Annotated in this window: 23 protein-coding genes; 3 read left to right on the top strand and 20 right to left on the bottom strand. The window is 39.0% G+C overall.

Going from position 1 to position 20,799, the window contains the following annotated elements:
- Nucleotide 1: 1 nt before the first annotated feature.
- The 10 genes from GOM46_RS00215 to GOM46_RS00170 all read right to left on the bottom strand — a co-directional run bounded on the left by GOM46_RS00215 (nt 2) and on the right by GOM46_RS00170 (nt 9,645).
- Nucleotides 2-910, bottom strand: coding sequence for a LysR family transcriptional regulator (locus tag GOM46_RS00215; protein WP_235083611.1), 909 nt, complete (start codon nt 908-910; stop codon nt 2-4).
- 124 nt (nt 911-1,034) lie between these two features.
- A complete protein-coding gene (locus GOM46_RS00210) occupies nt 1,035-1,685 on the bottom strand; it encodes a 3-oxoacid CoA-transferase subunit B (RefSeq protein ID WP_075565155.1) in 651 nt (216 codons plus the stop codon).
- Between the two features lies 1 nt (nt 1,686).
- Nucleotides 1,687-2,412 carry a CoA transferase subunit A gene (locus GOM46_RS00205; protein ID WP_235083610.1) on the bottom strand — a complete coding sequence of 242 codons (726 nt, stop codon included), beginning with the start codon at nt 2,410-2,412 and terminating at the stop codon, nt 1,687-1,689.
- 16 nt (nt 2,413-2,428) lie between these two features.
- A complete protein-coding gene (locus GOM46_RS00200) occupies nt 2,429-3,208 on the bottom strand; it encodes an enoyl-CoA hydratase/isomerase family protein (RefSeq protein WP_006150502.1) in 780 nt (259 codons plus the stop codon).
- 277 nt (nt 3,209-3,485) lie between these two features.
- Nucleotides 3,486-4,664: an acetyl-CoA C-acetyltransferase gene (locus tag GOM46_RS00195; RefSeq protein WP_235083609.1), complete on the bottom strand. Its 1,179-nt coding sequence runs from the start codon at nt 4,662-4,664 to the stop codon at nt 3,486-3,488.
- An 18-nt stretch (nt 4,665-4,682) separates the two neighbouring features.
- A complete protein-coding gene (locus GOM46_RS00190; RefSeq protein ID WP_006150532.1) occupies nt 4,683-5,531 on the bottom strand; it encodes a 3-hydroxybutyryl-CoA dehydrogenase in 849 nt (282 codons plus the stop codon).
- Nucleotides 5,532-5,634: 103 nt separating this feature from the next.
- On the bottom strand, nt 5,635-6,843 hold the full coding sequence (locus GOM46_RS00185; RefSeq protein ID WP_235083608.1) for an acyl-CoA dehydrogenase family protein: 1,209 nt from the start codon (nt 6,841-6,843) through the stop codon (nt 5,635-5,637).
- A 216-nt stretch (nt 6,844-7,059) separates the two neighbouring features.
- On the bottom strand, nt 7,060-7,608 hold the full coding sequence (hpf, locus tag GOM46_RS00180; protein WP_006150510.1) for a ribosome hibernation-promoting factor, HPF/YfiA family: 549 nt from the start codon (nt 7,606-7,608) through the stop codon (nt 7,060-7,062).
- 79 nt (nt 7,609-7,687) lie between these two features.
- The gene (locus GOM46_RS00175; protein WP_006150533.1) at nt 7,688-8,350 is read right to left on the bottom strand and encodes a ComF family protein; all 663 of its coding nucleotides are present in this window, start codon (nt 8,348-8,350) and stop codon (nt 7,688-7,690) included.
- Nucleotides 8,347-9,645, bottom strand: coding sequence for a DEAD/DEAH box helicase (locus GOM46_RS00170; protein ID WP_235083607.1), 1,299 nt, complete (start codon nt 9,643-9,645; stop codon nt 8,347-8,349). The genes GOM46_RS00175 and GOM46_RS00170 overlap by 4 nt, the downstream gene beginning before the upstream one ends.
- 55 nt (nt 9,646-9,700) lie before the next feature.
- Here GOM46_RS00170 and GOM46_RS00165 point away from each other — a divergent pair, with 55 nt between their 5' ends.
- Together GOM46_RS00165 and cysK are read left to right on the top strand one after the other, a co-directional pair.
- Nucleotides 9,701-10,336 (top strand): YigZ family protein, encoded by a 636-nt coding sequence (locus GOM46_RS00165; protein ID WP_235083606.1) that lies wholly within the window; start codon nt 9,701-9,703, stop codon nt 10,334-10,336.
- A gap of 146 nt (nt 10,337-10,482) precedes the next feature.
- Nucleotides 10,483-11,409 carry a cysteine synthase A gene (gene cysK, locus GOM46_RS00160; protein ID WP_006150537.1) on the top strand — a complete coding sequence of 309 codons (927 nt, stop codon included), beginning with the start codon at nt 10,483-10,485 and terminating at the stop codon, nt 11,407-11,409.
- Between the two features lie 53 nt (nt 11,410-11,462).
- Here the strand turns inward: cysK and GOM46_RS00155 are convergent, their stop codons facing one another.
- The 4 genes from GOM46_RS00155 to GOM46_RS00140 are packed head-to-tail and all read right to left on the bottom strand — an operon-like array spanning nt 11,463 to nt 14,626.
- A complete protein-coding gene (locus tag GOM46_RS00155) occupies nt 11,463-11,699 on the bottom strand; it encodes an acyl carrier protein (RefSeq protein ID WP_235083605.1) in 237 nt (78 codons plus the stop codon).
- A 1-nt stretch (nt 11,700) separates the two neighbouring features.
- A complete protein-coding gene (gene plsX, locus GOM46_RS00150; RefSeq protein ID WP_006150504.1) occupies nt 11,701-12,693 on the bottom strand; it encodes a phosphate acyltransferase PlsX in 993 nt (330 codons plus the stop codon).
- Complete coding sequence (recO, locus tag GOM46_RS00145; protein ID WP_235083604.1) at nt 12,690-13,460, bottom strand: DNA repair protein RecO; 771 nt, start codon at nt 13,458-13,460, stop codon at nt 12,690-12,692. The genes plsX and recO overlap by 4 nt, the downstream gene beginning before the upstream one ends.
- Nucleotides 13,457-14,626, bottom strand: a complete 1,170-nt coding sequence (locus GOM46_RS00140; RefSeq protein WP_235083603.1) for a pyridoxal phosphate-dependent aminotransferase — start codon at nt 14,624-14,626, stop codon at nt 13,457-13,459. The genes recO and GOM46_RS00140 overlap by 4 nt, the downstream gene beginning before the upstream one ends.
- A 154-nt stretch (nt 14,627-14,780) precedes the next feature.
- Here GOM46_RS00140 and GOM46_RS00135 point away from each other — a divergent pair, with 154 nt between their 5' ends.
- Nucleotides 14,781-15,791 (top strand): YeiH family protein, encoded by a 1,011-nt coding sequence (locus tag GOM46_RS00135; protein WP_235083602.1) that lies wholly within the window; start codon nt 14,781-14,783, stop codon nt 15,789-15,791.
- Between the two features lie 28 nt (nt 15,792-15,819).
- Here the strand turns inward: GOM46_RS00135 and GOM46_RS00130 are convergent, their stop codons facing one another.
- The 6 genes from GOM46_RS00130 to GOM46_RS00105 form a co-directional block, all read right to left on the bottom strand.
- The gene (locus tag GOM46_RS00130; protein ID WP_006150501.1) at nt 15,820-16,257 is read right to left on the bottom strand and encodes a CoA-binding protein; all 438 of its coding nucleotides are present in this window, start codon (nt 16,255-16,257) and stop codon (nt 15,820-15,822) included.
- Nucleotides 16,258-16,398: 141 nt separating this feature from the next.
- Nucleotides 16,399-17,241 carry a class B sortase, LPKTxAVK-specific gene (gene srtB, locus GOM46_RS00125; protein WP_235083601.1) on the bottom strand — a complete coding sequence of 281 codons (843 nt, stop codon included), beginning with the start codon at nt 17,239-17,241 and terminating at the stop codon, nt 16,399-16,401.
- A 76-nt stretch (nt 17,242-17,317) separates the two neighbouring features.
- Complete coding sequence (gene abpA / locus GOM46_RS00120) at nt 17,318-17,962, bottom strand: amylase-binding adhesin AbpA (protein WP_235083600.1); 645 nt, start codon at nt 17,960-17,962, stop codon at nt 17,318-17,320.
- 271 nt (nt 17,963-18,233) lie between these two features.
- The gene (locus tag GOM46_RS00115) at nt 18,234-19,202 is read right to left on the bottom strand and encodes a ribose-phosphate diphosphokinase (protein ID WP_006150516.1); all 969 of its coding nucleotides are present in this window, start codon (nt 19,200-19,202) and stop codon (nt 18,234-18,236) included.
- Between the two features lie 215 nt (nt 19,203-19,417).
- The gene (locus GOM46_RS00110; protein WP_006150527.1) at nt 19,418-19,912 is read right to left on the bottom strand and encodes a beta-class carbonic anhydrase; all 495 of its coding nucleotides are present in this window, start codon (nt 19,910-19,912) and stop codon (nt 19,418-19,420) included.
- A gap of 162 nt (nt 19,913-20,074) precedes the next feature.
- Nucleotides 20,075-20,770 carry a TIGR00266 family protein gene (locus GOM46_RS00105; protein ID WP_235083599.1) on the bottom strand — a complete coding sequence of 232 codons (696 nt, stop codon included), beginning with the start codon at nt 20,768-20,770 and terminating at the stop codon, nt 20,075-20,077.
- Nucleotides 20,771-20,799 lie beyond the last annotated feature (29 nt).

Raw genomic sequence — 20,799 nt, 5'->3', positions numbered from 1 at the left:
GCTAATTCTCAGACAAGGGTTGATAATACCCTTTTAACAATTCTTCATACACATAGGATTCGACCTCGTTGTAGGAATCCTTGTACGGTCTACAGAACCAAACATTAAAAGGAATCGGGTCATTAAATCGAACAGTTTGGAAGCGACTACTATCTACAAGAGTTTCAACAGATTTTGGTAAAATTGTAATCAAATCTGTTTGATAAGTAGACTCAATTAAAAAGTCCCAAGTAGATGATAAATAAGCAAATTTAGTATTTATGCGTTGTGAACGAAGTTTCTCAACCACCAAATCATAAGTCGTAAATGTTTTATTAAAGATTGCTAAATCATAATCAGCAAGATCAGACCAATCTAGCGCTTCTTTCTGTGCTAATGGATGATGTTTATCCATATAAGCAACATACTCGTCTAAATGAATAATATGTTGTTCAAATTTTTGTGCATCTAAGTTCGTTGGCTCAATTAAAAATGCTAGGTTTAAATCACCGTCACTCATTTTTTGGTGAATTTCTTTCCCTCCACCCTCTATAACTTGAATATAGATGTGAGGGTTATTTCTCAAAAAATGCGGTAGAGTGTTTGAGAAGAACGTTCTTAATATCAAAGAAGGAATACCAAGATTAATAGTCCCTCTCTGCTTTTGTGATTCAATATGAATCATTGAAAGCATCTCTTCGTGACGATTAACAATTTCTGTGGCAAAACGATAAATCTTTCGTCCTGCCTCAGTCAAACTTTCCAATCTACCATTCTTTCGATTGAATAATTGGATTCCCTCAGCTGCTTCAAAATTTGTTACAAATTGACTTAAGGCTGACTGACTAATATGGATTTTCTTTGCTGCAATCGAAAGATTGCAACCACATTCGACTATATTAATGAAATAGTTCATTTGTATAATATCCACTTAGCTATCACCTTACTTCCATTTATTTTTTCATTTAGATACCAATTGATACTACCGCCTAAAAAGGCGATAGTATCGTTTACATATATAATATCATGTTCAGAAGAAAATAGCCAATATTAGCCTAGATAGGCATTGTCTTCACATCTTCTGCAACAATAACGTCACCGGCTGTTTTTTCGAGAACTTCTTCTACAGTTACACCTGGTGCAACTTCTTTCAACAAGAATTTACCATCTTTGAATCCAAAAACAGCTAGTTCTGTAATGACAAGATCTAAAACTCCTTTAGCAGATAGAGGCAATGTGCACTCTTTCAAAAGTTTAGATTCGCCACCTGTAGTATGTTGGATTGCTCCAATAACGCGTTTAGCACCTACCAAAAGGTCCATCGCTCCACCCATACCTGGTGCAAATTTTCCTGGGATAATCCAGTTTGCAATGCTTCCGTCTTGGCTTACTTCAAGAGCTCCAAGAACAGTCGCATCAACGTGACCACCACGAATAATTGCAAATGATGTTTGCAAATCAAACAAAGCTGCTCCTGGAAGGAGAGTAATTGGTGCACCACCTGAGTTTGCTAGGTTTGGATTGTAATTATCTTTAGTTGGTGTTTCACCAAAGCGAAGGGCACCATTTTCTGCTTGAAGGATTACGTTAACACCTTCTGGGATGAAGTCTGCAGAAGCATTTGGAATACCAAATCCAAGGTTTACAACATCACCATCTTTAAATTCAAGAGCAACACGTCTTGCAATAATTTCTTTTGGTTTCATATTATTTTACCCCCGCTAATTTATTAGTCTCTGTCCAGAGGTCACCCATCATCTTGTGGTGTTCTTCTGGAGTTAAGCCTTGGACTACATAGTCAACAAGGATACCTGGAATATAGATGTCATCCGGTTTAATTTCACCAACTTCAACAATTTCATTTGTTTCAACGATAACTGTATCTGCTGCAAGAGCTAGTTGCAATGAAATGTTCTTAGTTGTACCATCAATGTACAAGTTTCCGTACTTATCAGCTTTTGTAGCTTTAATCAATGCTACGTCAAGTTTTAGCGGGTCATAAATGAGGTACTCGCGACCATTGCGAACTACTTTTTCATGTTCATTTTCTAAAATAGTACCAACTCCTGTCGGTGTCAAAACTCCTCCAAGACCTGCTCCAGCAGCGTGAAGACGTTCAACAACAGTACCCATTGGAGTGAATTCTACTTCCATTTCTCCACTAAAGTATGCTTTTTGAGCAGCAGGAGATGTACCAATGTGGGCAGCAACATATTTTTTAACTTGGTGGTTTTCACAAAGGCGGCCAACACCCACTTCTTTACCTGGATGTGAAGTAACAACTGAAACCAAAGTCAAATCTTGTTGATTTTGTCTAACCAACTCTTCGATCAACTCCAAAGGTTCACCAACAGCAAGGAATCCTGAAATCCCTACGACATTACCAGGTTTTACTTTAGAAATAGCTTCTTGTAATGATAAAACAGCTTTCATACTAACACCTCAATTATTATTTACGGTTGAACACGGCTTTACGTTTTTCAACAAAAGCACGCATTCCTTCAACTTTGTCTTCAGTAGAGAAGAGAAGAGCTTCAGCTTCTGTCTCTAAACGAATTGCATTCTTAAGAGGAAGTTCTGAACCAACTTGAATGACATGCTTAGCTTTTTCAACAGCCAACGGAGCATTTTTCATGATGCTTTTAGCTAGTTCTTCAGCAGATGACAATAATTCCTCAGCTGGAACAAGTTTGTTCAAAATTCCTAGGTCATAGGCTTCATTTCCTTTGACGATTCTAGCAGTGTAGATCAATTCTTTTGTCTTGCTAGTACCGATCAAACGAGACATTCTTTGTGTACCTGCGAAACCAGGAATGATACCCAAGCCAACTTCAGGGAATCCTACCATCGTCTTTTCAAAGCCAATTCTAATATCCGTTGAGAGTGCAAGCTCCAAACCGCCTCCCAAAGCATATCCATTAAGAACTGCAATAGTCGGTTGAGTAAGATCAGACAGACGGGTAAATGTATCATTGGCATATGTCATGTATTCGAAGGCTTGAATTGGAGACATTTGGTCCATTTCCTTAATATCAGCCCCTGCAACAAAAGCCTTATCACCTTGACCACTAACAATAACAACACGGATATCTTCATGTTTTTCTACTTCATCTAAAACAAGATTTAAATCCGTCAAAACCTCTGAACTCAACGCGTTCAAAGCTGCTGGGCGGTTAATGGTGATATAACCGATACCATCTTTAACCTCTAATAAAACTGTATTACTCATTATTCTCCTCCTACTTTAAGTTATTTTGAGTATAGAGTACTGCGTCAACAAGTACCGATAGTAATGTAAGTGCTTACATTATAATAATACCTTATTTATTAACCACCGTCCACTTAATATTTATGCTTATGCCTATAAGTTTAACTTATAGGAAAGCGCTTTTATTTTGATACTTTAGTCTTCTAATTATTTATAATAAAAAATATCTTACCCAAAATTCTCCGAAGAGATTTCAGGTAAGATATAATAAATTTTAGTCAATAGAATAAAGTATGAATTAACGTTCTACGATAACTGCAGTACCCATTCCTCCACCGATACAAAGTGTAGCAAGACCACGTTTTGCATCACGTTTTTCCATTTCATGAAGAAGAGTAACCAAGATACGGCATCCTGAAGCACCAATTGGGTGTCCAAGGGCAATAGCTCCACCGTTAACGTTAACTTTTTCTGGGTCAAGACCTAGTTCTTTACCAACTGCACACGCTTGAGCCGCAAATGCTTCGTTTGATTCTACCAAGTCAAGATCTGCAACTGTAAATCCACCTTTTTCAAGTGCTTTACGAGATGCGTAGATTGGACCGCAACCCATCACTTTTGGATCAAGACCAGCGCTTGCGTAAGATTTGATAGTTGCCAAAACTGGAACTCCCAATTCTTTAGCTTTTTCAGCACTCATAACTACAACTGCTGCAGCACCATCGTTGATACCTGAAGCATTACCAGCTGTTACAGTACCATCTTTTTTGAATACTGGACGAAGTTTAGAAAGTCCTTCAAATGAAGCATCTTTTCTTGGGAATTCATCTGTATCAAATACGATAGGATCGCCTTTACGTTGCGGAATTTCAACAGGAACGATTTCTTCTTTAAAACGACCAGCTTCAATAGCTGCAACTGCACGTTTTTGAGATTGCACAGCAAAGTTATCTTGGTCTTCACGTGTAATGCCATATTGTTCAGCAACGTTTTCAGCTGTAATTCCCATATGGAAGGATCCAAAGGCATCTGTCAAGCCATCACGAAGCATAGTGTCTACTACTTGGGAGTCTCCCATACGGGCGCCCCAACGTTGGTTTGGAAGGACATAAGGAGCTTGGCTCATGTTTTCAGCCCCACCGGCTACAACGATATCAGCATCTCCACACAATACTGCTTGAGCTGCCAATTGAACTGCTTTCAAACCAGATCCACAAACTTTGTTAATAGTGAATGCTGGAGAAGCAACTGGGATACCCGCGTTAACACTCATTTGACGTGCAACGTTTTGTCCAAGGCCTGCACCAAGGACGTTACCCATGATAACTTCATCAACTTGTTCTGGTTTCAAGTTTGCTCTTTCGATAGCGCTCTTGATAACTAAACTTCCCAAATCAACAGCAGGAACATCTTTCAAGCTTCCACCGAAGGCACCTAGAGGTGTACGAACCGCTGCAACAATAACTGCTTCTTTCATTATTTGCTCCTTATAATCTTAGTATTTAAAGAATCCTTCTTTAGTCTTACGACCTAGTTTACCAGCTTCAACCATTTTCTTCAATAGTGGTGCTGGACGGTATTTAGGATCACCGAAGCCGTTATTCAATACTCCCATGATTGCCAAACATACATCCAATCCGATCAAGTCAGCAAGTGCCAATGGGCCAATTGGATGGTTTGCACCCAATTTCATAGCTTCATCAATTTCTTCTGCAGAAGCAACACCTTCACCCAGGATAAAGATAGCTTCGTTAATCATTGGGATCAACACACGGTTAACAACAAATCCATAAGAGTCTTTAACGTCAACTGCAGTTTTTCCAATTTTTTCAGTCAATTCGCGAACTGCTTTTACAACTTCATCTGAAGTTTGAAGAGCACGAATCACTTCAACTAACTTCATAACTGGTGCTGGGTTGAAGAAGTGCATACCAATTACACGTTCTTGATGAACTGTAGCCGCAGCAATATCCGTAATAGAAAGAGATGATGTGTTAGAAGCCAAAATTGTTTCAGGAGCAGTAATTTCATCCAATTGTTTAAAGATGCTGAGTTTGATATCTCTGTTTTCTGTAGCTGCTTCAATAACCAATTGAACGTTTTTAGCATCTTCGTAAGAAGTTGAAGGAATCAAGTTACCCAAGATTTTTCCTTTTTCTTCTTCTGACATACGTCCTTTTTCTACTGAACGAGCCAATTGTTTAGTGATATTATCAATCCCTCTTTGTACAAATTCTTCTTTAATGTCATTAAGGTATACTGTAAAACCAGATTGAGCGAATACTTGCGCGATTCCGCTACCCATTTGACCAGAACCAATGATCATTACTTTAGAAATACTCATTTTTTTCTCCTATTCATTTTAATATATAAAGTTTATAAAGAAAGAATCGGAACGGTCTTTCAGCAAATGCTAAGCAACCGTTCCAAATTCATTATTATACGAATTATACGAATGCACCGACACCAGTGAGTTCACGACCAACGATCAATGCGTTCACTTCGTGAGAACCTTCGTAAGTGTAGATTGCTTCAGCATCTGCAAAGAAGCGAGCTACGTCAGTTTCAAGAGTGATTCCGTTACCACCACATGTTTCACGTGCAAGGGCAACTGTTTCACGCATTACCAATGAGTTATGCAATTTAGCAAGTGCAGAGTTAAGCATCAATTCGTTACCAGCTTCTTGCATTTCTGCGATACGAGCTGAGTAAGAAAGTGCTGCTACTGCGTTAGCTTGCATTCTAGCCAATTTTTCTTGAACGATCTGGAATGAAGCAATTGGACGTTTGAATTGTTGACGGTCTTTAGCGTATTTAAGAGCTGCAACAAATGAACCACAAGTGATTGCAGTTGCAATGTGAGCAACGTCAGCACGAGTAAATGTCAAGATACGAGCTACGTCGCCAAATCCGTTGATGTTTACCAAACGGTCTGAATCTGGAACTTCAACATTCTTCATAGTAATGTGACCATTACGTACGCAACGAAGAGAAACTTTGTGAGGGATTGGCTCAGCGTGGTATCCTGGAGCACCTTTACGAACGATGAAACATTTCACGCGTCCATCTTCAACGTCGCGAGCGAATACTGGAACAACGTCAGCTGTGTCTGATCCACCGATCCAACGTTTTTCACCGTTCAAGATCCATTTGTCTCCAACGCGCTCAGCTGTTGTAGCAAGACCACCAGCGATGTCAGAACCTGACAATGGCTCAGTCAAAGCGAAACATCCTTGCCAGTCAAATGCAGCCAATTTAGGAAGGAATTCTTTTTGTTGACGCTCATCACCACCAAGCAAGATTGTGTTGTAGCAAAGTCCACCATGTACTGTGAAGAATGTTGCCATAGAAGCATCGAAACGACCTAATTCAAGGTACAAGAATGCGATGTAAAGTTCTGATGGTTTGTAGTTTCCTTCTCGTCCTTCGAACAATTTAGGGTTGTTCATGATTTGTGCGCCTTTTGCTACAGCGTAAAATTGTTCGAATGGGAAATCAGGTGCTTCCCAATATTCATTAATTACAGGACGAAGGTGTTTTTCAATCAAACGACGAGTTTCTTGTAAAACTTCTGCTTCTCCCAATGTTAAACCATCTGCATAGTGGAATAGATCCTCTGGATATAATTCGCGCAAGATTTCTTCTTTAGTTGCCATCTGTGGACTCCTTTGTAATAAATTAATTTTAGAGCGCTTACATTTTTACGCTCAATATTTGTTGACATGACTATTTTAACTTAAAGCGCTTTCTTTTGTCTACTTAATTAAAGTAAATAGCCCTATAAGTTGAGTTAATACTCCAACTTATATCTTTGTAAAATCAAATAAGTGAGCTGTTTTCAACAGCCCACTTATATATTAAACGACAATATCTTATGATTCTTTTGCTTCAAGAAGGCCAATGTCTCCATCTTCACGACGGTAAATTACATTAGTTGTTTCGTCCTCAACATCGATGTAAATGAAGAAGTCATGACCCAATAAATCCATTTGAAGAAGTGCTTCTTCAAGGTCCATTGGTTTTAAATCAATATGTTTTGAACGAACAACTTTAGCTTGAGCAACATCTGAATCTTCAACTAAAGCATCTGTAAATAATTGGCTAGTAGAAACTTTGTTTCTGTTCTTACGTTCAATTTTTGTTTTATTTTTACGAATTTGACGTTCAATCTTATCTGTTACCAAATCAATGGATCCATACATATCTTGAGAAACATCTTCTGCACGAAGAGTAATAGATCCAAGTGGAATTGTTACTTCTACCTTAGCAGTCTTTTCACGATACACTTTCAAATTTACACGTGCATCTAGTTCTTGATCTGCTTGGAAGTATTTTTCGATCTTTTCGAGTTTAGAAACTACATAATCACGAATTGCTTCTGTTACTTCTAGGTTTTCACCACGGATACTATATTTAATCATATAAGTACCTTCTTTCTAAACATATTTGTTTTTCTATATTTATTATAACGCTTTCAAAAAATTATTGCAATCTTTTTCCTCATCTTACGAGGGAAAATGTTCTAACCTCTTCTGCTCCTGCATTCTCTAGCATACTCTTGACACGATTAACAGTCGCACCTGTCGTATAAATATCATCAATTAATAAAATTTTCTTTGGGATCGTAACGCCGTTTTTAATAAAAAATGGGAGTTCTGTGGCTAAACGTTCTGAACGATTTTTTGAAGAGCTTGCTTTCACTTCACTTTTTCCTAATAAATCCAGATAGGATAAACCTGTAGTTTCTATTAAGCCCTCAACCTGATTAAATCCCCTTTTAGAGAATCTCTCTGGACTCAAGGGAATGAGAAGGATTTGAAACTCTTTATACTTTCGCAGTTTATCTTTTAAAATTGAAGCAAAAATCTTTCTAAGAATATAATCTCCATCAAACTTGTAGCGGCTAAAGTAATCCTTCATTGCTTGATTATAAGTAAAAATCGCTTCATGACTGACATCAATCCCTTCTTTACACCAAAGTTGACAATCTTGACACGAGGTTGACACTCCTGCTTTATAGCAGGTTGGACAATGTTCTTCTCCTATTTTTTCGAAACTTGAGGAGCACGTAAAACAGAGCGAACCTGCCTCCTTTTTTAAAAAAAGAAGATTTCTAAAGGTTAAATTACTTCCCAAGTGTTGTCCACATAGTAAGCAAGTCATAAACCTGCCTCCTTATTCATCAACTTAATTTCTTTTATGGCATTTTTAATCGAACGATTTAATCCATTATGAAAGAAAATTAAATCTCCAGTTGGTCTATCCATGCTGCGTCCAACTCGTCCTCCAATTTGAATTAAACTCGATTTTGTAAAGAGGCGATGATTTGCTTCGACAACCATTACGTCTACACATGGAAAGGTAACTCCACGTTCCAATATTGTTGTACTTATCAAGATGGTTAATTCTCTATCTCTAAATGCTTGAACTTGTTCTAATCGATCTTCTGTAACAGACGATACGAAGCCTATTTTCTCATTTGGAAACTGCAGCTGCAAGATTTCCTTTAACTTCTCTCCTTTTTTAATCTCTGAAGCGAAAATGAGTAATGGATAGCCTGATTTTCGTTGTTTTTCTATATAGCTTTTTAATTTGGGTGGTAGACGATGTTTGTCTAAGTAATTGTCCAATTCAGATAGCCAGACTGGTTTGGGAATTATTAAGGGGTTACCATGAAACCGCCTTGGTAAACTTAACCTTTTCAACTCTCCTAAGCGAACCTTTTTATCCAATTCATCTGTAGAGGTAGCTGTAAGGAAAATGCTGAGTCCGTTTTCCTTTACACAATTCTTTACAGCTTTGTAAAGCATCTTGTTGTCAACATAGGGAAAAGCATCAACTTCATCAACTATTAGTAAATCAAAAGCTTGATAGAATTTTAATAACTGGTGAGTCGTTGCAACAACTAGAGGTGTCCGAAAATATGGTTCAGATTCCCCATGTAACAACGCGATTTTACAGGCAAAATCATTTTGTAGTCGTTTATATAACTCCAAACAAACATCTATCCGGGGGCTCGCTAAACAAACTGCCCCACCATCATTAATGACTTTTGCCACAACTTCATAAATCATCTCTGTTTTCCCAGCGCCAGTCACGGCATGAACTAAAGTTGGCTGCTGACTTTCTACAGCTTTAAGTAATCCTTTTGATACTTTCTCTTGAAATGGAGTCAATTGTCCCTGCCATTTAAGAACCTCTTGTTTTGGAAATTCTTCCTGAGGGAAATAATATAAACCTTGATCACTCCTAACTCGCTTCATCAACAGACATTCTCGACAGTAGTATGCATCAATGGGCAATAACCATTCTTCTTGAATCACACTATCACATCGTTGACAAACTAGTTTTCCCTTCTCTTTTCGCATACTTGGGAGTTTCACTGCTAACTGATGTTCTTCCATACTTAATTCATCTTCAGTAAAAAGTCGACCTAGATAATTTGGGTTTATTTTCATACTTCTTTATTCGTAAAATCTAGAACTTTATCCTAATTTTTAGTACAATAACATTATGGAATGTAGAACAATTAAAGAGGACGGACAAGTCCAAGAAGAAATCAAAAAATCCCGCTTTATTTGCCATGCAAAGCGTGTCTATAGCGAGGAGGAAGCCCGTGCCTTCATCACTGCTATTAAGAAAGAACACTATAAAGCGACCCACAACTGCTCTGCTTTTATTATTGGTGAGCGCAGTGAAATTAAACGAACTAGTGACGATGGAGAACCAAGCGGAACTGCTGGAGTACCAATGCTTGGAGTGTTAGAAAATCATAATTTAACCAATGTCTGTGTAGTTGTTACCCGTTATTTCGGTGGTATTAAGCTAGGTGCTGGGGGGCTCATTCGCGCTTATGCTGGTAGTGTCGCTTTAGCTGTTAAAGAAATTGGAATTGTAGAAATTAAAGAACAAGCAGGGATTCAAATTCAAATGAGTTATGCCCAATATCAAGAATATGGAAACTTTCTTAAAGAACATAATCTTATGGAACTTGAAACCAATTTTACAGATCAAGTTGAGACAATCATCTTTGTTGATAAGGAAGATAAAGAAGATATTAAATCTTCGCTTATAGAATTTTTCAATGGGAAAGTCACCTTAACAGATCAAGGTTTACGAGAAGTCGAGGTTCCTATAAACTTAGGATAAAATAACGGAAATACTGCCTTATTTATCTAACCTTACTCTTTTATATCCGGTATAAAAAAATCCTATCACTTCGATAGGATTTCTATATTTTACAAAAGGAAAAGATAGCGTTATACTAGTAGCATCTTATATATAGAGGTGCTAATATGGCGATTTATAACAATATCACTGAACTTGTCGGTAGAACACCGATTGTTAAATTGAACAACATCGTACCTGAGGGTGCAGCAGATGTTTACGTAAAACTAGAAGCATTTAACCCAGGGTCATCCGTTAAAGACCGCATTGCTCTAAGCATGATTGAAAAAGCTGAACAAGAAGGCAAACTTAAACCTGGTTCTACTATTGTAGAGGCAACAAGCGGAAACACTGGTATCGGTCTTTCATGGGTTGGTGCTGCTAGAGGCTACAAAGTTGTCATCGTTATGCCTGAGACAATGAGTGTGGAACGTCGTAAAATCATCCAAGCATATGGTGCTGAACTCGTTCTAACTCCAGGAAGTGAAGGTATGAAAGGCGCTATTGCTAAAGCTGAAGAAATCGCTGCTGAACGTGATGGTTTCCTACCTTTGCAATTTATCAACCAAGCTAACCCAGAAGTTCACGAAAGAACAACAGGAGCTGAAATTCTAGCTGATTTCGGAGCTGACGGTTTAGATGCCTTTGTTGCCGGTGTTGGTACTGGAGGAACTATTTCAGGTGTTTCTCATGCTCTTAAAGCTGCGAATTCAAACATTCAAGTTTTTGCAGTTGAGGCAGACGAATCAGCTATCTTATCAGGTGAAAAACCTGGGCCTCATAAAATTCAAGGTATCTCTGCTGGATTCATCCCAGAAACACTTGACACAAAAGCTTACGATGGTATCGTTCGCGTAACATCAGACAATGCTCTTGCACTTGGTCGTGAAATCGGTGGAAAAGAAGGGTTCTTAGTAGGTATTTCTTCTGCTGCAGCTATCTATGCAGCAATTGAAGTCGCTAAAAAACTTGGAGCAGGTAAAAAAGTCCTTGCACTTGCACCAGATAACGGAGAACGTTACCTATCCACAGCACTTTATGAATTTGAAGTGTAGTCTCCTAAATACACCAATTAGAAAAAGCAACATGCCTAGCATGTTGCTTTTTCTTATGTTCTATTTTTAATAATTGCTAATACATCTGCGACGCTATTGAGGTTGTCGATTTCTTCATCACCGATTTCGATTCCAAATTCGTCTTCGATTGTTAAGATGAATTCCATCAAATCCACAGAGTCAGCATCCAAATCATCCTTCAAACTCAAGTTTTCGGTTACGACAAAGTCTTCCCCTTGACGTTCTTGGATAATCGTAACAACACGGTCAAAAATTTCTTTATCTGTCATATTATTCTCCTGAAAATTCACGCGCAGTCTGTGCAACTACATCTGTCTCAAGCATGGTACGAATCTGACGAAGTGTACTGTATACAGCCTTAGCGTCACTTGATCCATGAGTCTTAACAACAGGCGCCTTAACGCCAAACAAGACGGCACCACCAACATCTGAATAGTTGAGCTGTTTTTTCAAACCTCTGAGATTATCCTTTAGGAGGAATGCGCCGAGCTTGGCTCTAAGTCCACCACCTACAATGGCATTCTTAAGTAATCCCATGATCCCCATAGCAGTACCTTCAATAGCTTTGAGAACAGCGTTTCCCGTGAAACCATCGGTTACGACTACATCTGCAACACCATCCATCAAGTCACGTGCTTCCACATTCCCGACAAAATTCAAACTCTCGTCAGCTGCTAATAAGTCATAGGCTTCCTTGCGTAGTGGATCTCCCTTACTGCTTTCTGTACCGTTGTTAAGAAGGCCAATACGGGGATTTGCAATACCACGAACATTCTTGGCATAGAAGGAACCTAGGATAGCGTATTGATGCAGATGATGAGCTGTATTTTCGGCATTAGCTCCGAGATCCAGCATATCAAACCCCTTACCATCAATCGTTGGCAATGTTGACATAAGCCCAGGTCGGTCGATATTTTTGATACGACCAACGATGAAAAATCCTGCTGCTAACAAAGCTCCTGTATTTCCTGCCGAGAGAACAGCATCTGCTTCTCCGTCCTTAACTGCCTTAGCCGCCAAGACCATACTAGCATTTTTCTTTTTGCGGATAGCTTTTGTAGGCTCATCGTCAGAGTCAATTTTCTCATCTGTATGGATAATGCTGACGCGGTCTGTAGCTGTTAGATATTGCTTGATTTTACTTTCGTCTCCGTAAAGTTGAATCTCAATATCTGAAAAGTCAGCAAGGGCTTGATTGACACCCTCTACAATAGCTTGTGGTGCATAATCGCCACCCATTGCGTCTACTGCGATTTTTTTCATTTGTCTTCCTCTTTTAGTAATTGTCCCCAGTCGGCTAGGGAATCAATAAATTTCTTTGATTTTAGGTGAATACCGACATATTCCTCGTAGATTTGATCTATAAACTTACGCAAGTCCTGCTTGATTTCAGACTTGAGCGAGATAGTCTCCAAAATCTCAAAATCAATGGCTTGAAATTGATTAAGTAGATAAGGAATATTGGGATTCAAATGGCATCGTTTTTCATCTTCATGATAATGATCTGGGCAAAGGCAGGCACCGTACTTGAAAGAAAAATCAAAGGCTTGTCCCACACGGTGGCAAAATGTACACTCATTAAAATTCAGACTAATCCCAAAACGTGTCAAAATTTGAATTTCAAAAATATTGGTCAAAACCTGATAGTCTAAGCCCTCTTCCATCAACTCCAAAGTTTTTTGCAAAAAAGCAAATAAGGGTGCGTCCTGCTGATTATCCTGCAAACTCGCATCTGCCAAGGCTGCAACATAGGTTGCATATGCCATAACAAAAAGGTCGCTATTGATTTTCGGAAAAGTCTTTACCTCATGGTAATCCTCGATATAGCTGAGTCCATCATCGTTAACCTTTAAGAGAAAACGAGCCAGCACCAAGGGTTGAATGACTGGAGCAAGTTTAGATTTGCTAGCATGTTTCACAAAAAACATCCGTTTCCCAGCCTGCTCTGTAAAGATTTTGACCAGCTTATCATCCTCACGAAAGTTACGATTGTAGAGTACCAGGCCTTGACTCGTAATAGACTGAATCATGCTTCCTTCATATACTCCTCAAGTCGTTTCATGGCTTCTTTAATCGTTTCCATGCTGGCTGCATAAGATAGGCGAACATACCCTTCTCCGAACTGACCAAAGGCAGCACCTGGGATAAAGGCAACAGCCTTCTTATGAGCGAAATCTTTTAGAAAAGCAAAAGAATCTTGATTGTAACCTGCAGGAATCTTAGCAAAAATGTAAAAAGCACCATCTGGTTTGATAATCTCAAAGCCAAGGTCCGTCATCTTCTCGATAATGTAGTCTCGACGCTTGATATACTCCTTCTTCATCGGTTCTGCATCATCTTTACCAGCTGTCAAAGCTTCCACTGCAGCATGTTGCGCCATGGTATTTGCAGCAGTAACCAAGTATTGGTGACTCTTGATGAGTTGAGCTGTGAAGTTTGCTGGTGCAAAGATAAAACCTAAACGCCATCCTGTCATGGCATGGGATTTAGAAAGGCCGTTAATGATAATAGCTTGATCTCTCAGCATCGTTCCCAAAGAGACATGATTTCCCCCTGTATAGGTCAATTCTGAGTAGACCTCATCACAGACGACGAAAATATCATACTTGCGTAAAACATCTGCCAAGGCTTCTAATTGCTCGCGACTATAAGTGATACCAGTTGGATTAGCTGGATAGTTGAGAATGACAGCCTTAAGCTTGTCACCTTGCTCTAGAATGGTCTTCTCCAGCATTTCAGGAGTCAAGACAAAGCCATTTTCAGTTGTATCAATCTCGACAATCTCTGCCCCAACTAGATTGACAATCGGCTCATAGCCAGGATAGGCAGGAGCTGGCAAGAGAACCTTGTCTCCCTCTTCTAGGATAGCTGTTAGGGTAGCTGACAAAGCCTCTGTCGCACCAATTGTGACCAAGATTTCATTTTCAGGATTATAGTCTAGCTGGTATTTTTCTTTTACAAAATCACTAGCCGCCTGACGCAAGGTCAGTAAACCGCTCATCCCTGTATAATAGGATTGGTTCTGGTCAATGGCTCGCTTTGCAGCCTCCTTGACATGATCTGGTGTTGTAAAATCCGGTTCTCCCAATGTCAGACGTAACACTCCAGGAATCTCTGAAATAGCCTGGTCAAACTGACGAATCAAGGAAACTTGAATCTTATCTAATTGTTTATTAAATCGTTTGGTTAGGTCCATAGATATCCTCCTTGATTAAAGAACATATATCTATTATACTACAAAAGCTCCTTGACCGCAAAAATCCATTTAGTCACAGCCTATTTCCCACTTTCTATTTTACTTTTTTGATAGACAAGCTTATAATAAGAAGTGCTTATTTTCGGAGGTTTTTATGTCATTTCTATCAAAAAATGGGACCGGACTTCTAGTCTGTCTTATCATTTCTATCATCTCTTGGGTTTTAGGAGGCTTCTTACCTGTTGTAGGAGCGCCAGTTTTTGCTATCTTTATCGGAATGATTCTCCACCCCTTTCTCACTTCCTATAAACAACTGGATGCTGGTTTGACTTATAGCTCTAAAAAATTACTCCAGTACGCTGTCATCTTGCTTGGATTTGGACTCAATATCTCTCAAGTTTTCGCAGTTGGAAAATCTTCCCTCCCTGTCATTCTTTCTACTATTTCTATAGCTTTAATTGTAGCCTATCTCTTCCAACGCTTTTTTGACCTCGATACAAAGCTGGCTACCTTAATTGGAGTAGGTTCTTCTATCTGTGGAGGCTCTGCCATTGCGGCAACTGCTCCTGTCATCCATGCTAAGGAAAAAGAAGTCGCTCAAGCCATATCTGTTATCTTTTTCTTCAATGTCATAGCTGCGCTTATCTTCCCAACCCTAGGAGGCTGGCTTCACCTATCAAACGAAGGTTTTTCTCTTTTTGCAGGGACAGCAGTCAACGATACTTCCTCTGTAACAGCTACAGCTAGCGCCTGGGATAGTCTTTATCACACCAACACTCTTGAGTCAGCAACCATTGTCAAACTGACCCGTACCCTGGCTATTATCCCTATTACTCTCTTCCTCTCCTACTGGCAGAGCCGTCAACAAGGTAACAAACAAGGAGTGAAGCTTAAAAAAATCTTCCCCGTTTTCATTCTCTACTTTATCCTAGCTTCTCTGCTAACTACTATTCTCACTTCATTCGGTGTCAGCAACAGCTTTTTTGCACCTCTCAAACAACTCTCTAAATTCCTCATTATCATGGCCATGAGCGCTATCGGTCTCAAAACCAATCTCATCACCATGATCAAATCCAGCGGTAAATCTATTCTCCTTGGAGCCCTCTGCTGGATTGCCATTATCCTGACTAGTCTTGGCATGCAAATACTCATCGGTATTATCTAAGACAAAAGGTAGCCTAAAGGCTACCTTTTTATTGTTCAAGAATCAATCGTGTATGTTCTTTCTTAATACAACGATTCATCACAATATCTTCACATCCGCCAGCTCGGAGAATTTCTTCTGCCTCTTGATTTTCAAGACCAAGTTGAGCCCAGAAAATCTGTGCATCTGCTTGTAGAAAGTCACGTGCGACATCTGGTAAAAACTCACTGCGACGGAAAACATCCACAATATCTACATGAAAAGGAATCTCAGCAAGACTTGCATAAGCCTTTTCTCCAAGAATTTCCTGGCCTGCTAATTTCGGATTGACTGGAATGATTCTATATCCTCGAGACTGCATCTCCTTAGATACACGATTACTAGTTGTTTCCTCGCGATCCGACAGACCTACTACAGCTACCGTTTTGCTAGTTGTTAAATACTGACGTACTACGCCATCACTTGGATTGATAAATTCTTGAGTCATAAAAATCCTCCTTTTTCATCATTATAGCATATTTTGAAAGGGTTTGCAGAAATTTACTATAAAAACAAAAATCAAAAAATCCTCCCAAAATTAAACTATTCATTTAATTTTAAGAGGATTTATAAAGATTTTATTTAAAGATTATTCTCTTGTTGGTTTATACTGAAGGCTTTCTCCGTGTTGTTTGACAAAGTCACTCATCTCTGAATCAGGAATTTGTCGAAGGTAGAGATTGGCACGAATCGTATCATCTTCTTCACGACAAGTAGAAAGCACAAGATATTTATCCTTAGCTGATATCTTAACATTTGGTTTCTTAACTTCTGCAGTATCATAAATAGTAGTTAGCTGTTTCTCAAAATCTGCATCATCATCAAAAGAAGTACGGTAAAATGCTGTTTCTTCTGGAACAATAATCATGGCAACAGCTTCATAATAGTACTTTCTCTCTGGAGTTTCAATAACTACATAAGGATGCTCATCAAAATAATCTTGGCGACTGAAATAGTTCACATCTTTAAACATACGGTGGTCAGCCACTTTACTACCACGGGCATGACCAAATAACCAAGTTAATCGATCGCTAAAGTCCTTTTTGTTATCAGCGTCCATAAAGACTGTCCCCATTAAAGGCTCGTTAACCCCATCAAAGCGCTTATCTAAATAAGTCGCATTATCCGTTGTTTGAACGACTGGTTCATCTAACTGTGTACCCGGAATATATACATACCCCACAGTTTCAGAGTTTGTTGCAAGTAAACCTTTAAATTTATTAGAGAGATATTCCTTTTCTTCCTTACTAGCAGTATAAGTTTGCTTTGACGCTTCCTGGGTAACGGTAGTTTCAGTCGTCTTATTCTCACTTGATGCTGAGAAGCTGTTATTATATATAAACAAGCCTCCCAAAGCAACGATAGCTACTGCTGCGATAGAAGCAATTATTTTAGTAATTGGTGTTTTCTTTGTTCTAGAGTGTCCACTCATTTTTCTACCTCGTTATTTACTAAAAAAATCACTGAAACAAAGTTTCAGTGATAGTATACTTCACCAAATAAATAAATTATTTAACAGCGTGTGTTTTTGGAAGGGCTTTTTGACCTGCTTTTGCAGAAGCACCAGCTTTTTTAGCTGCTGCATCAGCTTTTTTAGCTTGGTCTACAGCACCTGGTTTGCCACCTTCTGGTTGAGTTGCTGCTTGGTCAGCTGATGCTTGGTCAGCTGATGCTTGATTAGCTGATGCTACAGGAGCTTTACCAGTTTGTGCTGCTTGGTCGTCAGCGATACGTTGTTCATTTGTACGGTTAGCTTCTACACCATTTTCGTTGTAGTAGTTACCTTGAGCCATAGCATCTTTGATGTATTGTTCTTCATATTTTTGACGGTACATGTTACGTACCACGTTGTAAGCTTCGTTGAAAGCAGCATCACGTTTAGCTACATATTCACCGTAAAGGTGACCTGAACCATATGCATCAAGAGCTTGTTGTGCAGCAACTACTGCAGGTTGTTGTGCAGCTTCTGCTTTGATTTCAGCATCATGAGCATTTAATAGGTTTTCAGCTTCGTCAGCTGCATCACGCCATGAAACATATTTCTTTTGGATCAATTGGTTAGAAGAAGCTGGATTTTCTCCTTGTGCAAAAACTGGAGCTGCTGCAGAAAATACTGCAAGAGCTACTACTGATGATAATAAAACTTTCTTCATTGTTTTATCTCCTCTTTAATTTTAAAATTTAATTTATAAGGACAACCCTTATTACATCAAATTATATCATATAAATCTAAGTTGTCAAGCTTTTTTTAAAATAAATTTATTTTTTCTGGTAAAAAATAAGTAAAATTCACTCTAGTTTAAAAAATCAAATAATATTCTTGAAACAATTGATACAAAAATATTTAAACTCCGAACAATACAGACTTCTGTGTTCGATAGGGTTCTGAATTTATAAGCGTTTTTTATTTCCTCAACTGTAAATTTAAATAGTCTTTTCAATACTAAACAATGGAGAAAGAGGACGTTTTTCGTGGATACGGATGATTGCATCGCCTAACAGATGAGCGATAGAGATTTGCTCAATCTTATCAATTAAACGTTCCTCTGGTAGGTAGATAGTATCCAAAACAACCAATTTTTTAATAGCTGATTTCTGGATGTTGTCCATAGCTGGCCCTGAAAGAACTGGGTGCGTACAGCTTGCGTAAACTTCAACAGCTCCTGCCTCAGCAAGGGCATCTGCTGCGTGACAAATAGTTCCAGCTGTATCAATCATATCGTCAATCAAGATACAAGTTTTACCTTCAACCTTACCAATGATATTCATCACTTCGCTAGTGTTCATTTTGTCTACGCTACGGCGTTTATCGATAATGGCAATTGGAGTTTTCAAGAACTCTGCTAATTTACGAGCACGAGTGACACCACCGTGGTCTGGACTGACAACGACATAGTCAGAACCAACCATACCACGACGCTCAAAGTAATCCGCAATCAAAGGAGCACCCATCAAGTGATCAACAGGAATATCAAAGAATCCTTGAATCTGCGCAGCGTGCAAATCAATCGTCAACAAACGATCCACTCCAGCTACTTCAAGCATATTTGCCACGAGTTTTGCAGTGATTGGTTCACGTGCTCTCGCTTTTCTATCCTGACGCGCATAACCATAGTAAGGCATTACAACGTTGACAGATTCTGCACTGGCACGTTTCAAAGCATCAACCATAATCAAAATCTCTAGTAGATTGTCATTTACAGGTGAGCTAGTTGATTGTAAGATAAAGACATGTTTCCCACGGATAGATTCTTCGATGTTAACTTGAATTTCTCCATCTGAAAATTGACGAACAGTCGATTTTCCCAATTCTATCCCAATCTCTTGTGCCACACGTTCTGCCAATTCTTTATTTGAAGAAAGGGCAAACAGCTTTAAATCAGAAAAAGACATGATTTCCTCCAGTATTTATGTATCACTTGTGTTTTTTTACAATATTTTCCATCTACCATTGTAGCGCTTTTTTCTTGATTTTTCAATAAAAAATAAGACAAGAGTAGACATTTATCCTCTTGTCTTATACTATTTTATATTAGTGATAGTAAAGCAAAAATTTATCTATTTTAGCATCCTATTTCATGCTACTCTAGAAGCTTTTCAATAGAAAGTTAGTATATCTCTCTCATACTACCTGTATCTACATCATAAACAGCTCCTGAAATTATGACATCATCTGGAATTAAGGGACATTCTCGCAACAACTTCATATCCTCTCGGACACTCTCATCGACGTCTTGAAACGGTAAGAAATCCTGCCCAGATACATCAACTCCCAATTCACATTTCAAGTGTTCTTGGAAGTCCTCGTTATTAAAGGTTTGGGCCCCGCAGTCAGTATGGTGAAGAACTACAATCTCTCTTGTCCCCATCTGCTGCTGGGAAATGACCAATGAGCGAATCATATCCTCCGTCACTCGACCTCCCGCATTCCGCAAGATATGAGCATCTCCCAGAGCCAAGCCCAGAGCTGGCGCAACGTGTAGACGCGAATCCATACAAGTTACGATTGCAACCTTGGTCTTAGGTTTAATGGATAAATGCAAATCTCCATGTAGTTCTACATAAGCTTGATTGGCTTTTAAAAAATTTTCAAAATAGGACATGACAACTCACTTTCTAGTCTGCCAGATAATTTGAACACCAAATTATTTATCTCCTATCTTACCATCTTTTCTTTGTCTTGTCAGCTGTCAACTTTCATATAAAAAAACTGGGACAGAGATATCCAGCAACTAGCTTGGGTTTCTGTCCTAGTTTTTTTATTATTATGAACCTTTTTGGATATACTTGTTAAGAGAACCTGCAAAGCTTTGAAGATTGAGACTTTGTACATAGACCTCACCAGTCCCTCGGAAGGTGTTCACCACTCCTTCACCTGTACCGATAGATTGCCAGAAGCCATTTTCTAGGTGAATATCATAGTCCAAAGACTGGCTCCAAGCCACCACATGAGCATTATCAATCGTTACTTCTTGGTTTTGCAGTTCAATTTTTTTAATCGAACCAAAAGCATTGGCCAAAAGAGTTCCTTGACCTTGAGTAGTCATCACAAAGAGACCGCCTTGCCCTCCAAACAGAGCTTTACCAATAGACTGGCGCTCCATTGTATAGAAAGCTGTACCATCAAGAGCTAGAAAGGCTCCATCATTCAATCGATATTGCTTTTCACCTAGCTCAAGAGCAATCACTTGACCAGGAGTATCTGGTGCTAAAGCAAGGTTCCCGTTGTCAGACTCTGCAACAGCTTGAGTGATAAAGGTACTTTCACCAGAAACCATTGAACGCCCTACAGCTTTGACAAAACGGCCTAAACCAGATCCGCTAGCATTGAGCTGGGTATTGAGACTTACATTGGGTGTATGGTAGACCATGCTACCTCGCTGGATATAGACGGTTTCTCCTTGATTGAGTGACAACTCTACCAAAGGAAATTGCATTTGACTGTCCATAGAAAATTTCATCAGAAATTCCTCCTTGTTTTAATAATTGT

Origin of the sequence: Streptococcus infantis, assembly GCF_021497965.1 — a bacterium.
Taxonomy (GTDB): domain Bacteria; phylum Bacillota; class Bacilli; order Lactobacillales; family Streptococcaceae; genus Streptococcus; species Streptococcus infantis_B.
The sequence above is the reverse complement of the archived record's forward strand: the minus strand, read 5'-3'. Positions and strand labels throughout refer to the sequence as shown.